At 64.6% G+C, this 22067-nt stretch carries 16 protein-coding genes; 5 read left to right on the forward strand and 11 right to left on the reverse strand.

Annotation, left to right across the window (positions count from 1 at the left end):
- Window positions 1-9 precede the first annotated feature (9 nt).
- Entirely contained in the window at window positions 10-1053 is a 1044-nt protein-coding gene (locus IFT44_RS07960) for an AI-2E family transporter (protein WP_122479115.1), read from the forward strand.
- 357 nt (window positions 1054-1410) lie between these two features.
- On the opposite strand, the gene IFT44_RS07965 is transcribed toward IFT44_RS07960, so the two are convergent.
- From IFT44_RS07965 to IFT44_RS07995, 7 genes are all read right to left on the reverse strand, one after another.
- The gene (locus tag IFT44_RS07965) at window positions 1411-3045 is read right to left on the reverse strand and encodes a BatD family protein (protein ID WP_192175706.1); all 1635 of its coding nucleotides are present in this window, start codon (window positions 3043-3045) and stop codon (window positions 1411-1413) included.
- Window positions 3042-4784 (reverse strand): VWA domain-containing protein, encoded by a 1743-nt coding sequence (locus tag IFT44_RS07970; protein WP_192175707.1) that lies wholly within the window; start codon window positions 4782-4784, stop codon window positions 3042-3044. The genes IFT44_RS07965 and IFT44_RS07970 overlap by 4 nt, the downstream gene beginning before the upstream one ends.
- The gene (locus IFT44_RS07975) at window positions 4781-5857 is read right to left on the reverse strand and encodes a vWA domain-containing protein (protein ID WP_122713125.1); all 1077 of its coding nucleotides are present in this window, start codon (window positions 5855-5857) and stop codon (window positions 4781-4783) included. The genes IFT44_RS07970 and IFT44_RS07975 overlap by 4 nt, the downstream gene beginning before the upstream one ends.
- A complete protein-coding gene (locus tag IFT44_RS07980; RefSeq protein WP_122479108.1) occupies window positions 5850-6347 on the reverse strand; it encodes a DUF4381 domain-containing protein in 498 nt (165 codons plus the stop codon). Before IFT44_RS07980 ends, IFT44_RS07975 begins: the two co-directional genes overlap by 8 nt.
- Window positions 6344-7288 (reverse strand): DUF58 domain-containing protein, encoded by a 945-nt coding sequence (locus tag IFT44_RS07985; protein ID WP_122479107.1) that lies wholly within the window; start codon window positions 7286-7288, stop codon window positions 6344-6346. The genes IFT44_RS07980 and IFT44_RS07985 overlap by 4 nt, the downstream gene beginning before the upstream one ends.
- 4 nt (window positions 7289-7292) lie before the next feature.
- A complete protein-coding gene (locus IFT44_RS07990; RefSeq protein ID WP_122479105.1) occupies window positions 7293-8252 on the reverse strand; it encodes an AAA family ATPase in 960 nt (319 codons plus the stop codon).
- 251 nt (window positions 8253-8503) lie between these two features.
- A complete protein-coding gene (locus tag IFT44_RS07995) occupies window positions 8504-8854 on the reverse strand; it encodes a hypothetical protein (protein ID WP_192053999.1) in 351 nt (116 codons plus the stop codon).
- Window positions 8855-9123: 269 nt separating this feature from the next.
- Between IFT44_RS07995 and IFT44_RS08000 the strand changes: the two genes are divergently transcribed.
- Complete coding sequence (locus IFT44_RS08000; protein ID WP_122479101.1) at window positions 9124-13983, forward strand: NAD-glutamate dehydrogenase; 4860 nt, start codon at window positions 9124-9126, stop codon at window positions 13981-13983.
- Between the two features lie 162 nt (window positions 13984-14145).
- Here IFT44_RS08000 and acnB read toward each other — a convergent pair whose 3' ends face one another.
- The gene (acnB, locus tag IFT44_RS08005; RefSeq protein ID WP_192175751.1) at window positions 14146-16755 is read right to left on the reverse strand and encodes a bifunctional aconitate hydratase 2/2-methylisocitrate dehydratase; all 2610 of its coding nucleotides are present in this window, start codon (window positions 16753-16755) and stop codon (window positions 14146-14148) included.
- A 381-nt stretch (window positions 16756-17136) separates the two neighbouring features.
- Here acnB and IFT44_RS08010 point away from each other — a divergent pair, with 381 nt between their 5' ends.
- On the forward strand, window positions 17137-17616 hold the full coding sequence (locus tag IFT44_RS08010) for a DUF1289 domain-containing protein (protein WP_122479098.1): 480 nt from the start codon (window positions 17137-17139) through the stop codon (window positions 17614-17616).
- 129 nt (window positions 17617-17745) lie between these two features.
- Window positions 17746-18930: a 4-phosphoerythronate dehydrogenase PdxB gene (pdxB, locus tag IFT44_RS08015; protein ID WP_192175708.1), complete on the forward strand. Its 1185-nt coding sequence runs from the start codon at window positions 17746-17748 to the stop codon at window positions 18928-18930.
- A 70-nt stretch (window positions 18931-19000) separates the two neighbouring features.
- Here pdxB and IFT44_RS08020 read toward each other — a convergent pair whose 3' ends face one another.
- Entirely contained in the window at window positions 19001-19180 is a 180-nt protein-coding gene (locus IFT44_RS08020; RefSeq protein WP_122479095.1) for a PA1571 family protein, read from the reverse strand.
- A 141-nt stretch (window positions 19181-19321) separates the two neighbouring features.
- Here IFT44_RS08020 and IFT44_RS08025 point away from each other — a divergent pair, with 141 nt between their 5' ends.
- Window positions 19322-21079, forward strand: coding sequence for an ABC transporter transmembrane domain-containing protein (locus tag IFT44_RS08025; protein ID WP_274604394.1), 1758 nt, complete (start codon window positions 19322-19324; stop codon window positions 21077-21079).
- A gap of 34 nt (window positions 21080-21113) precedes the next feature.
- On the opposite strand, the gene ppnP is transcribed toward IFT44_RS08025, so the two are convergent.
- Together ppnP and IFT44_RS08035 are read right to left on the reverse strand one after the other, a co-directional pair.
- Window positions 21114-21395 carry a pyrimidine/purine nucleoside phosphorylase gene (ppnP, locus tag IFT44_RS08030; protein WP_122479092.1) on the reverse strand — a complete coding sequence of 94 codons (282 nt, stop codon included), beginning with the start codon at window positions 21393-21395 and terminating at the stop codon, window positions 21114-21116.
- Between the two features lie 71 nt (window positions 21396-21466).
- Window positions 21467-22009, reverse strand: coding sequence for an exonuclease domain-containing protein (locus tag IFT44_RS08035; RefSeq protein ID WP_192057495.1), 543 nt, complete (start codon window positions 22007-22009; stop codon window positions 21467-21469).
- Window positions 22010-22067 lie beyond the last annotated feature (58 nt).

Below are 22067 nucleotides of genomic sequence, written 5' to 3' on the forward strand. Positions count from 1 at the left end.
GGAGCATTGATGCCGAGTAACGATCGCCTGCTGGTACAGATTGTCTTGCTGGCACTGCTTGGCGCCTGCCTATGGGTACTGGCGCCGTTTTGTTCAGCCCTGCTGTGGGGTGCGATCCTGGCCTACGCCAGTTGGCCGCTGATGCGGCTGCTGACCCGCTGGCTCAATGGCCGCGAGTCGCTGGCAGCCGGTATTCTCACCGGCTGCTGGATGCTGCTGGTGGTGTTGCCGCTGGTCTGGCTTGGCTTCAACCTGGCCGATCACGTGCGCGATGCGACGGCGTTCATTCGTGACGTGCAGGTCGATGGGCTGCCCGATGCGCCTGGCTGGCTGGCCGGCATTCCTCTGGTCGGTGCGAGCCTGGTCGGTATCTGGGACACCCTCGACGAGCAGGGCGCGGCGTTCCTGGCCAGCGTAAGGCCGTACCTGGGGCAAGTCGGCAATTTCCTGCTGGCGCGCAGCGCGCAGATCGGCGGCGGGATCCTCGAACTCACGCTGAGCCTAGTCTTCGTGTTCTTCTTCTATCGCGACGGGCCGCGCATGGCAGCTTTCGTGCTCCGGCTGCTGGAACGTCTGATCGGAGAGCGTGCCGGGTACTACATCGATCTGGTGGCGGGTACGGTGCAGCGGGTGGTCAACGGGGTGATCGGTACCGCCGCCGCCCAGGCCATCCTGGCCTTGATCGGCTTCCTGATCGCCGGCGTGCCCGGGGCATTGGTCCTCGGCATCGTCACCTTCCTGCTCAGCCTGATTCCCATGGGGCCGCCGCTGGCGTGGATTCCGGCCACCGCCTGGCTGGTGTGGCAGGGCGACTATGGCTACGCGATATTCCTCGGTATCTGGGGCACCTTCGTCATCAGTGGCGTGGACAACGTGCTCAAGCCCTACCTGATCAGCCGCGGCGGCAACTTGCCGTTGGTGATCGTGCTGCTGGGAGTCTTCGGCGGGCTGCTGGCTTTCGGCTTCATCGGCCTGTTCATAGGTCCGACCCTGCTGGCAGTGGCCTACAGCCTGCTGCACGACTGGACCCATACCGAACACAAGCCACTCTAGACGCTTTGCAGGAGCGGCCCGTGGCCGCGAAAAGAGCGGCGCGGTGTGTCAGATAAGCAGGGTTGGCCCTTTCGCGGCCGATGACCGCTCCTACGCGGATTTCGCAACCCTTGCAGGAGCGACCCGTGGCCGCGAAAAGAGCGGCGCGGTGTGTCAGATAAGCAGGGTTGGCCCTTTCGCGGCCGATGACCGCTCCTACGCGGATTTCGCAACCCTTGTAGGAGCGGCTCGTGGCCGCGAAAAGAGCGGCGCGGTGTGTCAGGCGGACCATGCCGCTGCATTCGCGGGCAGAGCCCGCTCCCACAAGGTGCCTGCAGTTCATAGGCTTCCCACAAGGTGACGAGCGCATGGCGGGGATCATTTTGGATACAGCGGGGGTAACCCGGCGTTTTCCGCGGAGGGCTCAAGGGGCGGGTCGGTGCGCAGGAGGCTGCCGATCGCCCGCCACAGCTCTTCGCCTTGCCAGTATTGGCCGCTTTCGCTGTAGAGCGCGCCATTGAGCCCATCCAGAGCGTCGGACAAAGGCACGAAGCGCGCCGTCATGTCGGCCAGCGTCTCCGGCTGCTGCCGGGCCCAGGCATCCAAAGCCTGGCGGGTGGCCTGGGGGTCGTTGGCCTGGCAGGCGCGCTTGAGGTCATCGAGCAGAGTGCGCGGGCTTGGTCCGCTTTGGGCTGCGCGCAGGACCGCCGGCTGCCCACGGGCGCGCCACCACAGGGCGAAGCCGATCATCGTGGTGAACGCCAGCATGACGCTGACCAGCTTCCACGGCCAGGCCACGTCCGGCTCGGCATCACGGTTACCGACCGGCGCATCGACCATCAGCCCGGCGTTGCCGGCAACCTCCAGACTGCGCGCCGGCAGACCGGTACGCTCCAGATGGTCCTCATGGGTGTTCCACCAGACCATCTCGACGCTCGGCAACTGCAGGGTGCCACTGCGCGCCGGCACCAGTGCCTCGCGTTCCTGGCGGCTGCCGATCAAACCTCGTTCACCGATCTGGTTGTTCAACTGGGGCTGATCCGGGTAGCGTCGCAAGCCTTCCACTTCGGTACCGGGCAACGCCGGCAGTTGCGCACTGGACAGCCCCTCGGCCTTTACCTCCAGTGTGCGAGTCAGAGAATCACCAACCTGGCTGCTCGGCGGGTCGGGGTTCCAGCTTTCACTCAGGCTCAGGCTGCGTGCCGGCAACCACGGCGTGTCGGCGGGGTAGGCCGCTGGGACGCCCTTGACCGTCAGGGACATCTGCGCGGACGTCACCTTCATCAGCTTGCCGGGCCGCGGCGTGCTGTTGGCGCTGTCGCCAGGTGCGGTTGGCTCGACGGTGGTGGCGGTGAATGTCAGGGCAGGAATAATCAATTCGCCACTGCGTTGCGGATAAATCGCATAGCGCATCTCGATGACCCCGTGGCGGACGCCGTCGATGATCTTCTCGAAGGTGCGCGATCCGCCCAGCGGCTCGATGCGCGCCTCGGCCAGTTGCAGAGGTGTGAGGCTGCTGTCGTCGTACAGGGGCACCGAGTGATAGATGCGCAAGGTCAATACTGCCTGGGCCTGCACATAGACACTGTCTTCATCCAGGCTGGCGTCGATGAACACCGGGGCCATGTTCGCGCGCGACGGCGGGTCGCTGTGCAGCACCTGCAGGACGATCGGGTGGCTGCGCAGTTCGCCCAGTTGCAGCGCAGCGATGGTAACGCTGCCGGTCTGTCGCGGGAGCAGGGTGATAATCCAGCGGGTGGTGGCCTGGCGGTCGCCGTCCAGGCTGGTCAGGCGATTGACCTGGCGCGTGTCGCGCACATCGAACGAGCCTTCGAGTGGCGTCAGGTCGGGCTTGCCGAATTGCGTGACGTCGGTGGTTTCCAGGGTCAGCTCGACCGTTTCCCCCGAGTTGAGACGCGAGCGATCGACGCTGGCCACCAACGTGGCGGCATGCGCGCATTGGCCAAGCACGGCCAGGGTTGCACTGATGCAGAGGGCGCTGAAGCGACTCATCGAATCTTGTCCTGATGTTGTTGCTGTTCATACCAGAATTTGCGCCGCAACAGCTCGGCCGGGTCGTCCGGGATCTGTCGCAGCCACTGCTCCAGGGCTTGACGCTGTTCGGCATCCAGGGTGGCCTGGGTTGGTCGTGACGGTGGCCGGGTCGTGGATTCGTCGCTCGGTGGCTGCGCCGGTGCCGAGGATTGTGCCTGATTCTGTTCTCCCCCCGCCTGACCCGAGGGGTTTTCCCGGCTGCTCTGCGCGTCGTTGTTGCCTGGGGAAGCGTCGGCGGCCGTGGACGCGTTCGGATCCTCGGCGTCCGGCGCCGTGGCGCCTGGTGCGCGGGGCTGGGCGGCCTGTTCTGCGGAAGCGGCGGGAGGCTCGGCCGGGGCCTGGCGCAGAAGCTGTTCCACCAGCGTGCGGTTGTCCAGCGCCGGCTGCAGGTCCGGCTGGCGCTCCAGCGCCTGCTCATAGGCGTCGAGGGCAGCTTCCAGTTCGCCGCTGCGCGCCAGGGCGTTCCCGCGGTTGTAGTGGTCGCGGGCGCTGTCGCCCTGGGCGAACCGCTCGGCGGCCGCTTCGTAGTCGCCCGCTTCGTACAGCGCCATGCCTTGCCACTGCGCATCGGCGAAGCGCCGCGCGGCCTGGGCCGGACGCTGCTGTTCGAGCAGGGCCTGGCCTTGCTGATCGCGGCGCAGCCAAAGGTCCTGAACATCGAAGGCATAACCTGGCTGCGGCACGATCAGCAGGCATAACGGCAAACAGAACAGCCAGCCGCGGCGGCCAGCCAGCGCCGCCAGCAACAGCAGAGGCAGCAACAGCCAATGACCTTGATCGGCCCAGCTGTCCAACTGCTGCGTCGTGCCGTTGCCGCGCAACAGCGTGGGGCGATCGAGCAAGCCGAGGTTGCGCAGGTCCAGATCATCCAGACGCGCTTGTCGGTACAGGCCGCCGACATCGGCAGCGAAGCTGCGCAGGCCGACACTGTCCAGGCGCGGCAAGCGAATCGCGCCTTGCTCGTCCTTGAGAAACTCACCGTCTTCCTGCTTCACGGGCGCCCCGTCACGGGTGCCGATACCCAGGATCAACAACTGTGGCGAGTGATTGTCCAGTCGCTGGGAAATCCCGCGACGTTCCGCTTCGGACAGCTGCGATGCCAGCAGCAGGATGCGGCCCTGACCCTGTTCGGCCTGGTCGAGCAGTTCCAGTGCGCGCTGCACGCCGAGGTCGGCGCGCTGGCCTTCGACTGGCATGATCGAGGGCTTGATCGCCTCCAGCAGGTTGCGACTGGTTCCCAGGTCGTCGGACAGCGGCACCAGCACGTGCGCGCTGCCGGCGTAGACGATAATGGCCGTCTGCGCATCGCGGCGTGCGTCGAGCAGGTCCAGCAGCTTGCGCCGCGCCTGCTCCAGGCGATTGGGTGCGACATCGGTGGCCAGCATCTCCGGGCTCAGGGCGAGCACCACCACCAACGGGTCGACGACGGTCCTGCCCGGCTGTTCGATACGCTGCCAGCTGGGTCCGAGCAGGGCCACCGCGGTCAACAGCCAGGCCAGGCCCAGTACTATCCAAGGCGCCTTGCTCTGCCTACCGCTGCCACCGTCCAGCAGGACTCCGTGAAAGTGGCGGGGCAGCAGCAATTGCCAGCGACCCGCGCGTTTCTGCCGGTGCCACAATTGCCACAGCAGCCAGACCAAAGCTGGCCAGGCCAGCAGCCACCAGGGGCGGAACCAATGCGGCCATGCGTCGATCATTTGCGCCTCCGCAATTGCAGCCGCTGCAAGCGCTCGCGCCACTGCGGAGCTGTCGGCAGAAAGCGACGCTTGCGCAGGAACAGCTGCAGCGGGTTGTTCGGCCAGTTCTGGCGCACGACCAGCAACACGCTGAGCAGCAACGCAGCGCTCAGCGGCCAGCTATACAGCGCTTGCGCCGGTCGCGCCTGGGTGGGCTTCTGGTCGACCGGTTCGAGGGTGTCTAGGCTGGCGCCGATGGCTTGCAGCTGGTCGCCGTCGCGAGCACGGAAGTACTGGCCGCCGGTGATCTGCGCGATCTCGCGCAACGAGGGCTCGTCCAGATCCAGGCTGGGATTGAGGCCGAGCATGCTCAGCGCGCCATCGGCACTGGGGTCGGCACCGATGCCGATGGTATGGATGCGCACATGCTCCTGGGCCGCCAGGCGGGCGGCAGTGATGGGATGGATCTGACCGCCGTTGTTGGCGCCGTCGGTGACCAGAATGAGCACCCGGCTTTGCGCCGGGCGCAGGCGCAGACGTTTGAGCGCCAGGCCGATGGCGTCGCCGATGGCTGTATTCTTCCCGGCAATGCCGATGCGTGCTTCGTCGAGCCAGGTACGCACGGTGCGTCGATCGAAGGTCAGCGGTGCCTGCACGTAGGCCTTGCTGCCGAACAGGATCAGCCCGACCCGGTCGCCCTGGCGATGTTCGAGAAAGTCACCGAGCAGGCGCTGCACCAGCTCCAGCCGACTGATGTCTTCGTTCTGCCAACGCATGTCGGGGTAGTCCATGGATCCGGACACATCCACGGCCACCAGCAGGTCGCGCCCGCTGGCAGCGATGGGCAGGGGGTCGCCCAGCCATTGCGGGCGCGCCGCCGCGATCAGCAGCAGCAGCCACAGCAGCACGTACGGCGCCTGTTGCTGCCAGGTCGGCAGGCTGATGCGTGCCCGGCGCCCGGCCAGCCCCTCGAGTTCATCGAGGAAGCTGACCTTGAGCGCCGCCTCGCCGCTGTCGGCGGCCGGCAGCAGCACGCGCAGTAGCCACGGCAGCGGCAGCAGGGCGAAGACCCACAGCCAGGCGAACTCAAACATGCTTGCGTATCCAGGTTTCGACCGACTGCTGCAGGCCGGCGATGGCCTTGTCGTCCAGCTTGCACTCAGGCTTGTAGACCCCCTCGACCAGTACCATCCAGCGCGTCAGACCGGCAGCCGGGCAGCGGTTGTCGAGGAAGGCCAGCCACTGGCGGCCATTGAGCACATGGCTGTTGGCGTTCGGGTAGTGGTTGCGGCACAGGCGCTTGAGCAAGCCGTTGATCTGCTGCAGCCACGCTCCGGCAGGGGCGCCATCGTAGGGTCTGGGCAAGCGCGCCAGCTCTTCCAGCGCGCCTTGGCGCACCGGATCCAGGGGTTGCTCGACGGTGGCCGGCATCACGGCTTTGCGCCGCCAGCGGTGACGCCAGTGCCAGGCAGCCCAGCCCAAGGTCGGCAGCAGCACGACCAGCAGCCACCAGCCAGGCGCCGGTGGCCACAGGCCGATAGGCGGCGGCGCGATCAATGGCTGCAACTGCTCAAGGGTACTCATTTGAGTTTGCCCGGCCGCTGCGGGTTGAGGTACTCGCGTAGCTGCTCGATCATCTCGCTCTGCGTGCTCAGGGGCATCAACAGTACACGCAGTTTTTGCCCCAGACGTTCCCATCGGGCGATGCGCGCCTCGCTCAACGCGCGGTAGGCCAGGCGCATCTCCGGGTTCAGTGTATCGATTTCCATCTGCCTGCCGCGCTGGGCGAAACGCAACAGCCCGGCAGCCGGCAGCGCATGATCGAGCGGGTCGGAAACCGGCAGCAACAGCAGGTCGCAGTGGCGCGACAGCAGGCTGAGCTGCTGCTCGGCGCCATCGGTCAGCGCGCGCTCATCACAGATGACGATGGCCAGGCTGCCGGGGCGCAACACTTCGCGCGCCCGACGCAGGGCCATGCCCAGCGCGTCCTTTTCCGGCAGCGCTTCGGTGTGCAGCGACTGGTTCACCCGCACCAGGCGGTTGAGCAACTGCAGCAGGCTTTGCTTGCTGCGCCGGGGCTTGATCTCGTAGTGCTCGCCGTCGCCGAATACCAACCCGCCGACTCGATCGTTGTGCCCCAGCGCGGCCCAGCCTATCAACGCCGCGGCCTGGGCAGCGAGCACCGACTTGAACATCTGGCCCGAACCGAAGAACAACCGCCGGCTCTGCTCGACGAGAATGAAGATGGGCCGCTCGCGCTCCTCGTGGAACAGCTTGGTATGCGGCTCCTGGGTGCGCGCCGTGACCCGCCAGTCGATGCTGCGCACATCGTCACCCGCCTGATACACGCGCACCTGGTCGAAGTCCACGCCGCGGCCGCGCAGTTTGGAGTGGTGCAGGCCGATCAACGGGCTGCGCTGGGCCGGGGTGGAGAACAGCTGCACTTCGCGCACCCGATGGCGCATTTCGATCAGCTCGGCCAGGCTGATGCGAATGCCAGGCTCTGGCCGCGGCTCCTGGGTCATGGGGCTAGGCGACGGCCACGACGTCGAGGATGCGCTGGATCACGCGGTCCTGATCGACCCCGGCGGCTTCCGCCTCGAACGACAGGATGATGCGATGACGCAGCACATCGAACAGCACCGCCTGGATGTCTTCCGGGCTGACGAAATCGCGCCCCGCCAGCCAGGCGTGGGCGCGTGCGCAGCGATCCAGGGAAATGGAGCCCCGCGGGCTGGCGCCATAGGCCAGCCATTCGCCGAGCTCGGCGTCGAATTTGCTCGGGGTGCGCGTCGCCATGACCAGCTGCACCAGGTATTCCTCCACCGCATCGGCCATGTACAGCCCGAGGATCTCCTTGCGTGCGGCAAAGATGGCCTGCTGGCTGACACGCCGCTCGGGCTTGGTTTCGCCGTTGAGCGCCTCACCGCGAGCCTGCTGCAGGATGCGCCGTTCCACGGCTGCATCCGGGAAGCCGATCTTGACGTGCATCAGGAACCGATCGAGCTGTGCCTCGGGCAGCGGGTAGGTGCCTTCCTGCTCGATCGGGTTCTGCGTCGCCATCACCAGAAACAACGGCGACAGGTCGTAGGTACTGCGACCGACACTGACCTGACGTTCGGCCATGGCCTCGAGCAGGGCCGACTGCACCTTGGCCGGCGCACGGTTGATCTCGTCGGCCAGCACCAGGTTGTGGAAGATCGGCCCCTGCTGGAACACGAAGCTGCCGGTCTCGGGTCGATAGATCTCGGTGCCGGTGATGTCGGCCGGCAGCAGGTCCGGGGTGAACTGGATACGGTGGAACTGAGCCTCGACGCCTTCGGCCAGTTCCTTGATGGCTTTGGTCTTGGCCAGCCCCGGCGCGCCCTCGACCAGCATGTGACCGTCCGCCAGCAGCACGATCAGCAGACGCTCGACCAGTTTCTCCTGGCCAAGGATCTGCGTTGAAAGAAAGGTTCGCAGCGCCATCAGCGCTTCACGATGTTCCATCGTCGACGGTTCCTGAAAAAGGGACCGAGTACGCAGGTGAGGGCGTCTTGGCCGGGGGTCACTACTTTAATGCATTGGCGGGTGGCAGAGAAATCGGTGTGTTCGATCGGGCACCTCTGGATCCCGTAGGAGCGGCCAGTGGCCGCGAAGAAGCTTGCACGGCCAGAGAGATCGTTTGGGTTGGCCGGCCATTTCGCGGCCACTGGCCGCTCCTACACGTATACAGATATACAGAGCTGCGGAGAGCGAGGTCAGCCGATTTCCAGCGTACCCACGCCCTCCAGCAGAATCCTCAACGTCTCTTCGATCTGCGCCAGCTCTGCCGCGTCGCTGGCATGCACGATCTCCAGCAGGTCATCCCCACCGAACACCGCGGCATCCCCGGCTGCCACGGCCACCAGCAGGCGGTCGGCGCTCAACGTGACCTTGAGATCGCGCAGCAGGTAAGGGTCGTCGCCGAGGGTGATCTCCAGCTCTTCTTCGTCCGGAAAGCGCGTCATCAGAAACATTTCGTCTGCGCTGCCGTGGCAGCACAGCAGCGCCATGTCGTCTTCTTCCTCGTCACGGGGGTTGGCCAGCAGCAGAGTGGCGGTGATGCGCATACGGGGGGAACCTGTCATATGAATATGCCATGATTATACCCGACTACTGTCCGATCGGCTGGAACGCCCGTACCAGCGGTCTCGTACGACAACTCCTGCATGACCGAATATGTCGCCGCACCGCAAGAGTGCATGCCGGGCTCTGGGTAAGCTAGGTCGTTGGACCTCTTGAAATGTCGCCCCGCAGCGCCGGATTGGCTATGGTTGATCCGAACCGGGGTGACTTGCGACGCTTCACCCAATAACAAAGCCCAAGCGGAGTACCACAGATGGCGTTCTTCACCGCAGCCAGCAAAGCCGACTTCCAGCATCAACTGCAATCGGCCCTGGCTCAGCACATCAGCGAACAGGCACTGCCACAAGTGGCGCTGTTCGCCGATCAGTTCTTCGGCATCATCTCGTTGGACGAGCTCACCCAGCGGCGCCTCAGCGACCTGGCCGGTTGCACCCTGTCGGCCTGGCGCCTGTTGCAGCGCTTCGATCATGCCAAGCCAGAGGTGCGCGTCTACAACCCCGATTACGAACGTCACGGCTGGCAGTCCACCCACACCGCCGTCGAAGTGCTGCATCACGACCTGCCGTTCCTGGTGGACTCGGTGCGCACCGAGCTCAACCGGCGCGGCTACAGCATCCACACCCTGCAGACCACCGTGCTCAGCGTGCGCCGCGGCAGCCAGGGCGAGCTGCTCGAAGTGCTGGCCAAGGGTGCCCAGGGCGAAGACGTCCTGCATGAATCGCTGATGTACCTGGAAATCGACCGTTGCGCCAACGCCGCCGAGCTCAGCGTGCTGGCCCGGGAGCTGGAGCAGGTGCTGGGCGAAGTGCGGATGGCGGTGCAGGACTTCGAGCCGATGAAGGCCAAGGTCCGCGAAATGATCACGTTGGTGGAACAGACCGCGTTCGCCAGCGACGAGCAGGAAAAAGCCGAGATCACGGCGTTCCTCGAATGGTTGACCGACAACCACTTCACCTTCCTGGGCTACGAAGAGTTCGTGGTCGATGCCGATGCGCAGGGTGGCCAGCTGCGCTACGACCCGCAGTCGTTCCTGGGCCTGACCCGGCTGCTGCGTGCCGGCCTGAGCAGCGAAGACCTGCATATCGAAGACTACGCCGTGCAGTACCTGCACGAGCCGATGCTGCTGTCCTTCGCCAAGGCTGCGCACCCCAGCCGTGTGCATCGCCCGGCGTATCCCGACTACGTGTCGATCCGCCAGATCGACAGCGATGGCAAGGTACTCAAGGAATGCCGCTTCATGGGCCTGTACACCTCGTCGGTGTATGGCGAGAGCGTGCGCGAAATCCCCTACATCCGGCGCAAGGTCGCCGAGATCGAACGCCGCTCCGGTTTCCATGCCAAGGCGCACCTGGGCAAGGAACTGGCCCAGGTGGTCGAGGTGCTGCCGCGCGACGACCTGTTCCAGACCCCGATCGACGAGCTGTTCAGCACCGTCATGTCGATCGTGCAGATCCAGGAACGCAACAAGATCCGCGTGTTCCTGCGCAAGGACCCCTACGGGCGCTTCTGCTACTGCCTGGCCTACGTGCCGCGCGACGTGTACTCCACCGAAGTACGGCAGAAGATCCAGCAGGTGCTCATGGAGCGCCTCAAGGCCAGCGACTGCGAGTTCTGGACGTTCTTCTCCGAATCCGTGCTGGCCCGCGTGCAGTTGATCCTGCGCGTGGACCCCAAGAGCCGTCTGGACATCGACCCGCAGCAACTGGAAAACGAAGTGATCCAGGCCTGCCGTTCGTGGCAGGACGACTACGCCAGCCTGACCATCGAAAGCTTCGGCGAGGCCGCCGGCACCAATGTGCTGGCCGATTTCCCGAAAGGCTTCCCGGCCGGTTTCCGCGAGCGCTTCGCCGCGCATTCGGCAGTGGTCGACATGCAGCACCTGCTGGCGCTGTCCGAATCGCGCCCGCTGGTCATGAGTTTCTACCAGCCTCTGGCGCAGGGCGGCGAACGCCAGCTGCATTGCAAGCTGTACCACGCCGACACGCCACTGGCGCTGTCCGACGTGTTGCCGATCCTCGAGAACCTGGGCCTGCGCGTACTGGGCGAATTCCCCTACCGCCTGCGTCATCGCAGTGGTCGCGAGTACTGGATCCACGACTTCGCCTTTACCTACAGCGAAGGCCTGAATCTGGACATCCAGCAGCTCAACGACACGCTGCAGGATGCCTTCGTGCACATCGTGCGCGGCGACGCCGAGAACGATGCGTTCAACCGCCTGGTGCTCACCGCAGGCCTGCCATGGCGCGACGTCGCCTTGCTGCGCGCCTATGCGCGCTATCTCAAGCAGATACGCCTGGGCTTCGACCTCGGCTACATCGCCAGCACCCTGAACAACCACACCGATATCGCCCGGGAACTGACGCGGCTGTTCAAGACCCGCTTCTACCTGGCGCGCAAGCTGGCCGGCGATGACCTGGACGACAAGCAGCAACGCCTGGAACAGGCCATCCTGAGTGCCCTGGACGACGTTCAGGTGCTCAACGAAGACCGCATCCTGCGTCGCTATCTGGACCTGATCAAGGCCACCCTGCGTACCAACTTCTACCAGCCCGATGCCAACGGCCAGGTCAAGTCGTACTTCAGCTTCAAATTCAACCCCAAGCTGATTCCCGAACTGCCCAAGCCGGTGCCCAAGTTCGAGATTTTCGTCTACTCGCCGCGGGTCGAAGGCGTTCACCTGCGCTTCGGCAACGTCGCCCGCGGCGGCCTGCGCTGGTCGGATCGCGAGGAAGACTTCCGCACCGAGGTGTTGGGCCTGGTCAAGGCGCAGCACGTGAAGAACTCGGTGATCGTGCCGGTGGGCGCCAAGGGCGGGTTCGTCCCGCGCCGGTTGCCGCTGGGCGGCAGCCGCGACGAGGTGCAGAACGAGGCGGTGGCCTGCTACCGCATCTTCATCTCCGGTCTGCTCGACATCACCGACAACCTCAAGGATGGCAGCGTGGTGCCGCCGGCCAACGTCGTGCGTCACGACGATGACGACCCGTACCTGGTGGTGGCTGCGGACAAGGGCACCGCGACCTTTTCCGACATCGCCAACGGCATTGCCATCGACTACGGCTTCTGGCTTGGCGATGCGTTCGCCTCCGGCGGCTCGGCGGGCTACGACCACAAGAAGATGGGCATCACCGCCAAGGGTGCCTGGGTCGGCGTGCAGCGCCACTTCCGCGAACGCGGCATCAACGTGCAGAAAGACAGCATCACCGTCATCGGCATCGGCGACATGGCCGGCGACGTGTTCGGCAATGGCTTGTTGATGTCCGACAAGCTGCAACTGGTGGCGGCATTCAACCACCTGCACATCTTCATCGATCCCAACCCCGAGCCGGCCAGCAGCTTCGCCGAGCGTCAGCGCCTGTATGACCTGCCTCGTTCGGCGTGGAGCGACTACGACACCTCGATCATGTCCGCCGGTGGCGGCATCTTCTCGCGCAGTGCCAAGAGCATTGCCATCAGCGCGCAGATGAAAGAGCGCTTCGACATCAAGGCCGACAAGCTGACCCCGACCGAGCTGCTCAACGCGCTGCTCAAGGCACCGGTCGACCTGCTGTGGAACGGCGGTATCGGTACCTACGTCAAGTCCAGTGACGAGAGCCACGCCGATGTCGGCGACAAGGCCAACGACGCCCTGCGCGTGAATGGCAACGAACTGCGCTGCAAAGTGGTGGGCGAGGGCGGCAACCTGGGCATGACCCAGCTGGGCCGTGTCGAGTTCGGCCTCAACGGCGGCGCGACCAACACCGACTTCATCGACAACGCGGCCGGGGTGGATTGCTCCGACCACGAAGTCAACATCAAGATCCTGCTCAACGAAGCCGTGCAGGCCGGGGACATGACCGAGAAGCAGCGCAACCTGCTGCTGGGCAGCATGACCGAGGAAGTCGGCCATCTGGTGCTGGGCAACAACTACAAGCAGACCCAGGCGCTGTCTCTGGCGGCGCGCAAGGCCTACGAGCGACTGGCCGAGTACCGCCGCCTGATGGCCGACCTGGAGGCGCGTGGCAAGCTGGACCGTGCCATCGAATTCCTGCCGACCGAGGAGCAGCTCAACGAGCGCGTCGCGAACAAGCAGGGCCTGACCCGAGCCGAGCTGTCGGTGCTTATCTCCTACAGCAAGATCGACCTCAACGAAGCGCTGCTGGCTTCGGCAGTACCCGACGACGTCTATCTTACCCGCGACATGGAGACGGCCTTCCCGCCGTCGCTGGTCAGCAAGTACGCCGAGGCCATGCGCAGCCATCGCCTCAAGCGCGAGATCGTCAGCACCCAGATCGCCAACGACCTGGTCAACAACATGGGCATCACCTTCGTGCAGCGCTTGAAGGAGTCCACTGGCATGACCCCGGCCAGCGTGGTCGGGGCCTACGCCATCGTGCGCGACATCTTCCACCTGCCGCACTGGTTCCGCCAGATCGAGGCGCTGGACTACCAGGTATCCGCCGATGTCCAGCTGGCTCTGATGGACGAGCTGATGCGCCTGGGTCGACGGGCCACCCGCTGGTTCCTGCGCAGCCGCCGCAACGAGCTGGACGCCGGTCGCGATGTGGCGCATTTCGGTCCCCACATCGCAGCGTTGGGGCTCAAGCTCGACGAACTGCTCGAGGGTCCGACCCGCGAGCGCTGGCAGACCCGCTACCAGGGTTATGTCGAGTCTGGCGTACCGGAGCTGCTGGCGCGCATGGTTGCCGGCACCAGCCACCTGTACACGCTGTTGCCGATCATCGAAGCGTCGGACGTCACCGGCCAGAATGCCGCCGAAGTGGCCAAGGCGTTCTTCGCCGTGGGCAGCAAGCTGGACCTGACCTGGTACCTGCAGCAGATCAGCAGCCTGCCGGTGGAGAACAACTGGCAAGCGCTGGCACGCGAGGCCTTCCGCGACGACATCGACCTGCAGCAGCGTGCAATCACCATTTCCGTGCTGAAAATGCAGGATGCGCCGGGTGACGTCGAAGAGCGTCTGGACCTGTGGCTGGAACAGCACGAGGTGATGGTCAAGCGCTGGCGTGCCATGCTCGACGAGATCAAGGCCGCCACGGGTACCGACTACGCCATGTACGCAGTGGCGAATCGCGAACTGATGGACCTGGCGTTGAGCGGAGGCGTGCAAGTCAGCTGAGGCGAGGTTGGCTTTTTCGCGGCCGATGACCGCTCCTACGGGTTACCCGTAGGCGCGGTCATCGGCCGCGAAGCGCTCAGCGCCCATCTCCGACCCGATCACCGCCCACAAAAAAACCCGTCATTCGACGGGTTTTTTCGTTCAGCTCATTTCAGCGTGGCATCAAGCCTGAACCACCGGAATGTTCGCGTTGGCCGCAGCATCGCGGAACTCGGCGATCTGGTCGAAGCTCAGGTAGCGGTACACATCGGCAGCCATGCTGTCGATGCTGGCCGCGTAGCCCATGTACTCTTCGACCGTCGGCAGCTTGCCCAGAATGGACGCGACAGCGGCCAGCTCGGCGGAGGCCAGGTACACGTTGGCACCATCGCCCAGGCGGTTCGGGAAGTTACGGGTCGAGGTGGACACCACGGTGGAGTTGGGTTCCACGCGTGCCTGGTTACCCATGCACAGCGAGCAGCCCGGCATCTCCATGCGTGCGCCAGCCTTGCCGTAGATGCCGTAGTAGCCTTCTTCGGTCAGCTGATGGGCATCCATCTTGGTCGGCGGCGACAGCCACAGGCGCGTCGGCAGTTGCCCCTTGACCTTGTCGAGCAACTTGCCGGCAGCGCGGAAGTGGCCGATGTTGGTCATGCACGAACCGATGAACACCTCGTCGATCTTCTCGCCCTGAACGGTGGACAGCAGACGTGCATCGTCCGGATCGTTCGGTGCACACAGGACCGGCTCTTTCAAGTTGCTCAGGTCGATCTCGATGATCTCGGCGTATTCGGCGTCGGCATCGGCACTCAGCAGTTCCGGGTTGGCCAGCCACGCTTCCATGGCCTGGGCACGACGTTCCATGGTCCGCGCATCGCCGTAGCCTTCGCTGATCATCCAGCGCAGCAGGGTGATGTTGGACTTCAGGTATTCGGCAATGGCCTTTTCCGGCAGCTTGATGGTGCAACCGGCGGCAGAACGCTCGGCCGAAGCGTCGGACAGTTCGAACGCCTGTTCCACGGTCAGCTCGTTCAAGCCTTCGATTTCCAGGATGCGGCCCGAGAAGGCGTTGATCTTGCCTTTCTTCTCGACGGTCAGCAGGCCTTTCTGAATGGCGTAGTACGGAATCGCGTGGACCAGATCGCGCAGGGTGATGCCTGGTTGCATGGTGCCCTTGAAGCGCACCAGCACCGACTCGGGCATGTCCAGCGGCATGACGCCGGTAGCGGCCGCGAAGGCCACCAGGCCGGAACCGGCCGGGAACGAGATGCCGATCGGGAAGCGGGTGTGCGAGTCACCACCGGTGCCGACGGTGTCCGGCAGCAGCATGCGGTTCAACCAGCTGTGGATGATGCCGTCGCCTGGACGCAGGGATACGCCACCACGGGTGCGGATGAAATCCGGCAGGGTGTGATGGGTGGTCACGTCGATCGGCTTCGGATAGGCCGCGGTGTGGCAGAAGGACTGCATGACCAGGTCGGCGGAGAAGCCCAGGCATGCCAGGTCTTTCAGCTCGTCGCGGGTCATCGGGCCAGTGGTGTCCTGGGAACCGACGGTAGTCATCTTCGGTTCGCAGTAGGTGCCGGGACGCACGCCCTGGTTCTCGGGCAGGCCGCAGGCCTTGCCGACCATCTTCTGCGCCAGGGTAAAGCCCTTGCCGGTGTCGACCGGGGCTTCGGGCAGCTTGAACAGATCGGTTGGGCCCAGGCCGAGTTCGGTACGCGCCTTGTCGGTCAGGCCGCGGCCGACGATCAGCGGGATACGGCCGCCTGCGCGGACTTCGTCGAGCAGTACCGGGGTCTTGAGCTCGAACGTGGTGATCACTTCCTCGCTGTCGTGCTTGCAGACCTTGCCCTGGTGCGGGTACAGGTCGATCACGTCACCCATGTTGATGTTCGACACGTCGAACTCGATCGGCAGGGCGCCGGCGTCTTCCATGGTGTTGTAGAAGATCGGGGCGATCTTGGTGCCGAAGCAGAAACCACCAGCGCGCTTGTTCGGCACGTACGGGATGTCGGTACCGAAGAACCACAGCACCGAGTTGGTCGCCGACTTGCGCGACGAACCGGTACCGACCACGTCACCCACGTAGGCAACCGGGTAACCGTCGGCGTACATCTGGGCAATCTGCTTCATCGGGCCGATCGAGCCCTGCACGTCGGGCACGATGCCTTCGCGGGCCATCTTCAGCATGGCCAGGGCGTGCAACGGGATGTCCGGGCGCGACCAGGCGTCGGGCGCAGGCGAAAGGTCGTCGGTGTTGGTTTCGCCGGTGACCTTGAAGACGCGCAGGCTGATCTTGTCGGCCAGGGTCGGACGCTTCTTGAACCATTCGCCGTCCGCCCAGGATTGCAGTACGCCTTGAGCGTGGGCATTGCCGTTCTTGGCTTTTTCCGCAACGTCGTGGAAGGCATCGAACATCAGCAGGGTGAACTTGAGCTGTTCGGCAGCCACCGGCGCCAGGGTGGCGTCGTCGAGCAGTTCGACCATGGTGGCGATGTTGTAGCCACCCTGCATGGTGCCGAGCAGTTCAACGGCACGCTTGCTGTCGATCAGCGGCGAAGTGACTTCGCCCTTGGCCAGGGCAGAAAGAAAACCGGCCTTGACGTAGGCGGCTTCGTCGACGCCCGGTGGCACGCGGTTGGTGATCAGGTCGACCAGGAAAGACTCTTCGCCGGCGGGAGGGTTTTTCAGCAGCTCGACCAGGCCTGCGGTTTGTTCGGCGTTAAGCGGCTGGGGCACGATACCCTGGGCGGCACGCTCTTCGATGTGTTTGCGATAGGCTTCAAGCACAGTTATTACCCTCATCAGTGGTCCCGGAAGGGACGCTCATCCAGAGAACGCCTGCATCCATGCGTACGGTCTTTTCGGCCGTTCAGTCAGGAGGGCAGGTGTTCCATGCAGAAGCTGTTTTCAAAGTTTTACGCCGGTAGAAGGGAAATCTGATGAGGGCTGGCACCGGACGAGCGGTGCCAACACCCTTCTACTGGATCAACTGTGCTCGTGACGCTTTGAAAACAGCTTCCAATGGACATTGGCGCCTAAAAAGGCTGCATGATTCTACTTTATTTCGCGCAGGAAGTTAAGTTAAGCCCCACGATTTCTGGGGTGACCCCTGTTAGACAAAGGACTAACATGCGCCCGGTGTTCCACCGTCCAGCGTGCCGATCCACCATGTCCAACCATTCCATCAAGACGCCCTGCGTGGGCCTGTGCTCCACCGTCTACGGTGACCTGGTATGCCGGGGCTGCAAGCGCTATCACCATGAAGTCATCCACTGGAACGGCTATGACGAAGCGCAGAAACGCGCAGTGTGGATCCGTCTGGAGCAGTTGCTGGTGCAGGTGATGGTGGCCAAGGTGGAAGTGTTCGACCCATCGAAACTGCGCCAACAACTGGAACAACGCAAGATCCGTTTCGTCGAGCGGCAGTCGGAATACTGCTGGGCCTACCAGTTGATCGCCCGCGGCGCCCGCGTGATCAACAACCTGGAGGCTTACGGTCTGGTGCTGCTGCCCGAGTTCCGCGACTGGGATCTGCCGCAGCTGCGCGATGCCATCGATCGGGAGTTCTTCATTCTGTCCGAGGCGCATTACCAACGTTATATCGCGCCGGCGTTCGTGCGCGAGCTGACCGAACAGCGCATTATCTGAAGTTGACCCTGCGCTGAGGCCTTCGCGGGCAGAGACCCGCTCCCACAGGGTCCGCACCAGTCTCTGTGGGAGCGGGTCTCTGCCCGCGAAGAGGCCCGCCCTGACACACTCACAACCCCGGACACCCCCATGCTCATAGTCGCCGACGAAAACATCCCGCTGCTCGACGCATTCTTCGAAGGCTTCGGTGAAATCCGCCGCTACCCGGGCCGAGCGATCGACCGGACGGCTGTCGCCGATGCCGATGTCCTGCTGGTGCGCTCGGTAACCCAGGTCGATCGCACCCTGCTCGAAGGCAGCAAGGTACGCTTCGTTGGCACCTGCACCATCGGCACCGACCACCTCGACCTCGATTACTTCGCCGCAGCCGGTATCCACTGGGCCAGCGCCCCGGGATGCAATGCCCGAGGCGTGGTCGACTACGTGCTCGGCAGCCTGCTCACCCTGAGCGAAATCGAAGGGCTGGCGTTGCCCCAGCGCTGCTACGGCATCGTCGGCGGCGGCCAGGTGGGCGGGCGGCTGGTACAGCTACTGCGCGGCCTGGGCTGGGATGTGCGGGTGTGCGACCCATTGCGTGCGGCAAGTGAGGGCGGCGACTTCGTCAGCCTGGAACACATCGTCGAGCACTGCGACGTGATCAGCCTGCACACGCCCCTGACCCGCGACGGCGACCACCCCACCTGGCACCTGTTCGACGGCTCGCGCCTGCGCGCGCTCAAGCCGGGTACCTGGCTGATCAATGCCGCGCGCGGCCCGGTGATCGACAACGCTGCATTGCTTGAAGTGCTGCTCGAACGCGAAGACCTGCAGGCGGTGCTCGACGTCTGGGAGCACGAACCCGCAGTCGACCGTGCGCTGGCCGACTGCTGCGTGATCGGCACTCCGCACATCGCCGGCTACAGCCTCGACGGTCGCCGTCGTGGCACGGCGCAGATCCATCAGGCGTTGTGCGGCTTTCTCGGTCGCAGCGTCGATGTCCACCTGGACGACCTGCTGCCCAGACCCTGGCTCGGCGAAGTCAGCCTGAGTGCCGACAGCGACCCGGCCTGGGCGCTGGCCATGCTCTGTCGTGGTGTCTACGACCCGCGACGCGACGATGCCGATTTGCGTCGCAGCCTGGCCGTCGACAGCCCGCAAGACCTTCCTCATGAAGCCGACGATGCCCGGCAGCGGCTGGCCTTCGACCAATTGCGCAAGCACTACCCGCCGCGTCGCGAAATCGAAGGGCTACGCGTGCGCATCGACGGTCCTGCACCGGAGCTCGAACGCATCGTCGTAGCTCTGGGGGCGGTGCTGGTCCGGACCGACACCTGAGACTGGGTGCCAGAACGTCGAAACCCGGCATCAGGGCCGGGTCTCGTGGGCAGCAGGGCGGTTGGGTCGATCAGTCTTTGCCGACCGGCTTGACCACATGCCCTTCCAATTCGCGGCAGGCGTCCTGCACCATGTTTTCAGTGATGGGTACTTCACGCCCCTGTTCATCGATGATCGCGCCCCCAACGGGCTCCTGGGGTTTCACACGTAGCACGTCGATGCGTTTAGGCGTGTCGTCATGCGAGCTCATGGCCTGTCTCCTCTTCAGATGTGTGCGCCGTCTGTTTCGGGCTGCTTCCTAGCTGACTTTGTCCGTTTGCTGGAGTTCCACTGTAGTCGATCGGGCGTCTGGGTGTAGGCTTGCAGATCATCTGAAAACGGATCACCTCCCTTGCAGCTATTGTCTTCGGGTCAGCGTCGCGGTTTGCGCCTGGCCTGGCGCTTCATGCGCCCCTATCGCTGGCAGGCCATCGGCGCGCTGCTGGCACTGCTGGTAACCGCCGGCATCACCCTGTCCATGGGCCAAGGCATTCGCATGCTGGTCGACCAGGGCTTCATGACCCAGTCGGCACACCTGCTCAATCGTTCCATCGCCGTGTTCATGGTGCTGGTACTGGCCCTGGCCACGGGAACGTTCGCGCGCTTCTATCTGGTGTCCTGGATCGGCGAGCGCTGCGTCGCCGACATCCGCAAGCAGGTGTTCGACCATTTGGTCCACTTGCATCCGGCGTTCTACGAAAACAACCGCAGTTCGGAAATCCAGTCAAGGCTGACTACCGACACGGCGTTGCTGCAATCGGTCATCGGCTCGTCGCTGTCGATGTTCCTGCGCAACCTGCTGATGGTGGTCGGCGGGGTGGTGCTGTTGTTCGTCACCAACCCCAAGCTCACCAGTATCGTGGTAGTCGCCCTGCCGCTGGTACTGGCGCCGATCCTGATGTTCGGGCGGCAGGTACGGCGTCTGTCGCGGCAGAGCCAGGACCGCATTGCCAATGTCGGCAGCTACGTGGCCGAAACCCTGACCCAGATCAAGACCGTGCAGGCCTACAACCACCAGGCCGAAGACCAGAAACGCTTCGCCGTCACCGTGGAGCAGGCGTTCGACACGGCCCGGCAACGCATCGTCCAGCGTGCATGGCTGATTGCACTGGTGATCGTGCTGGTGCTGGGTGCCGTCGCGGTGATGCTCTGGGTCGGCGGCATGGACGTGATCGGCGGGCGCATTTCCGCAGGCGAACTGGCCGCGTTCGTGTTCTACAGCCTGATCGTGGGCAGTGCCTTCGGCACCTTGAGCGAAGTGGTCGGTGAGCTGCAGCGCGCCGCCGGTGCCGCGCAGCGCATTGCCGAGCTGCTGCAGGCGCGCAGCGACATCCAGCCGCCCAGCGTCGGTCTGCAACAACTGCCGCCGCGGGTCACGGGGGCGCTGGCGCTCGACGAGGTGATATTTGCCTACCCTGCGCGCGACGCGGCACCCGCCATTCGAGGCCTGAGCCTGCAGGTCAGGCCGGGCGAGACCCTGGCCCTGGTCGGGCCCTCGGGCGCAGGCAAGTCGACGCTGTTCGATCTGCTGCTGCGTTTCTACGACCCGCAGCAGGGCCGCATTCTCATCGACGGGGTGGACCTGCGTCAGTTGGATCCGCAGGACGTGCGTCGGCAGTTCGCCACGGTGTCGCAGACCCCGGCGCTGTTCTTCGGCAGCGTCGAGGACAATATCCGCTATGGCCGGGCCGACGCCACGACCGAGCAGGTCGAGGACGCCGCGCGCATCGCCCATGCCCACGACTTCATCATGCAACTGCCGCAGGGCTACCAGACGCCGCTCGGCGATGCTGGCCTGGGGCTTTCGGGAGGCCAGCGTCAACGCCTGGCGATTGCCCGCGCCTTGCTGGTCGATGCCCCGATCCTGCTCCTGGACGAGGCTACCAGCGCCTTGGATGCGCAAAGCGAACACCTCATCCAGCAGGCCATGCCGACGCTGATGCAGGGTCGCACCACACTGGTCATCGCCCACCGCCTGGCCACGGTACAGAACGCCGACCGTATTGCAGTCATGGATGAGGGGTGTCTGGTGGCGCTGGGAACCCACGCCGAGCTGGTGGCCAGCAATGCGCTCTACGCGCGCCTGGCCCACTTGCAGTTCGGTCGCTAGCGCAAGCGGCCCCCAAGGTTGGGGGCCGCGATCATCAACGGTATTGGCAGAGGTAGGCGGTTTCCACTTCCACGGTCAGTTGGAATTTGCTGTTGGCAGGCACGTTGAACTGGCTGCCGGCGGCGAAGGTTGCCCATTCGCTGGCATCGGGCAGCTTGACCGTGAGGGCGCCGGAAACCACGTGCATGATTTCGCTCTGGGCTGTACCGAATTCATACTCGCCCGGTGCCATGACGCCGATGGTGGCAGGGCCGTCCGTTTCGGAGAAAGCAATGGACTTCACGGTGCCGTCGAAGTACTCGTTGACCTTGAACATGAGGCGGTTCCTTGCGGAGGATTGGAAAGGGCTGGCCAGTATGCCCAAGCCCCGACGGGTCGTCATCCGCTTTACGGCGCGAGCACCATGGGCAGCAGCCGCGCCGTGTTGCGTGCGTCTTCGAGGGCGCGGTGCTGCTGGCCGCAGAACTGCAGTCCGGCCAGTTGCAGGGCACTGGTCAGGCCGAGCGGCCGCGGCAGCTGGCGAGCCTTGGCAAAGCGCTGCTTGAGGTTGATGTGGGGCACTCGCGCCAGTGCGCTTTCCAGGTTGAGCCGCTGCCAGTCCTGCAGCAACTGCAGCCGGTCGTAGTCGCCCCAGCTGACCCAGCCCTGCAGTTGCCCGCGGTGGGGTGACAGCCACTGCTCGAAGCTTTTCCACACCTGGGTCAACACCGCCGCGGCGTCCACGTCCGCTTGCTCGATGTGGGTCAGCGTTCGACAGAACGGGGTCAGGCTGGGGCGTCGCAACGGTTTGACGAATCGCTGGAAGTGATCCACCTCGCGTCCGTCGCGGTTGACCAGGCTTGCACCGATCTCGATGATTTCCATTTCAGTGACCGGCCAACCACCTTCATCGGTGGTGGCTTCCAGGTCGACGACCAGCCAATGCGGCATACCAGGCTCCCAGGCACATGCGCTTAGAGCCTAGAGCACAACCGCAGGCAAAGAGTTC

The organism is Pseudomonas sp. CFBP 13710, assembly GCF_014842235.1.
GTDB classification, from domain to species: domain Bacteria; phylum Pseudomonadota; class Gammaproteobacteria; order Pseudomonadales; family Pseudomonadaceae; genus Aquipseudomonas; species Aquipseudomonas baltica.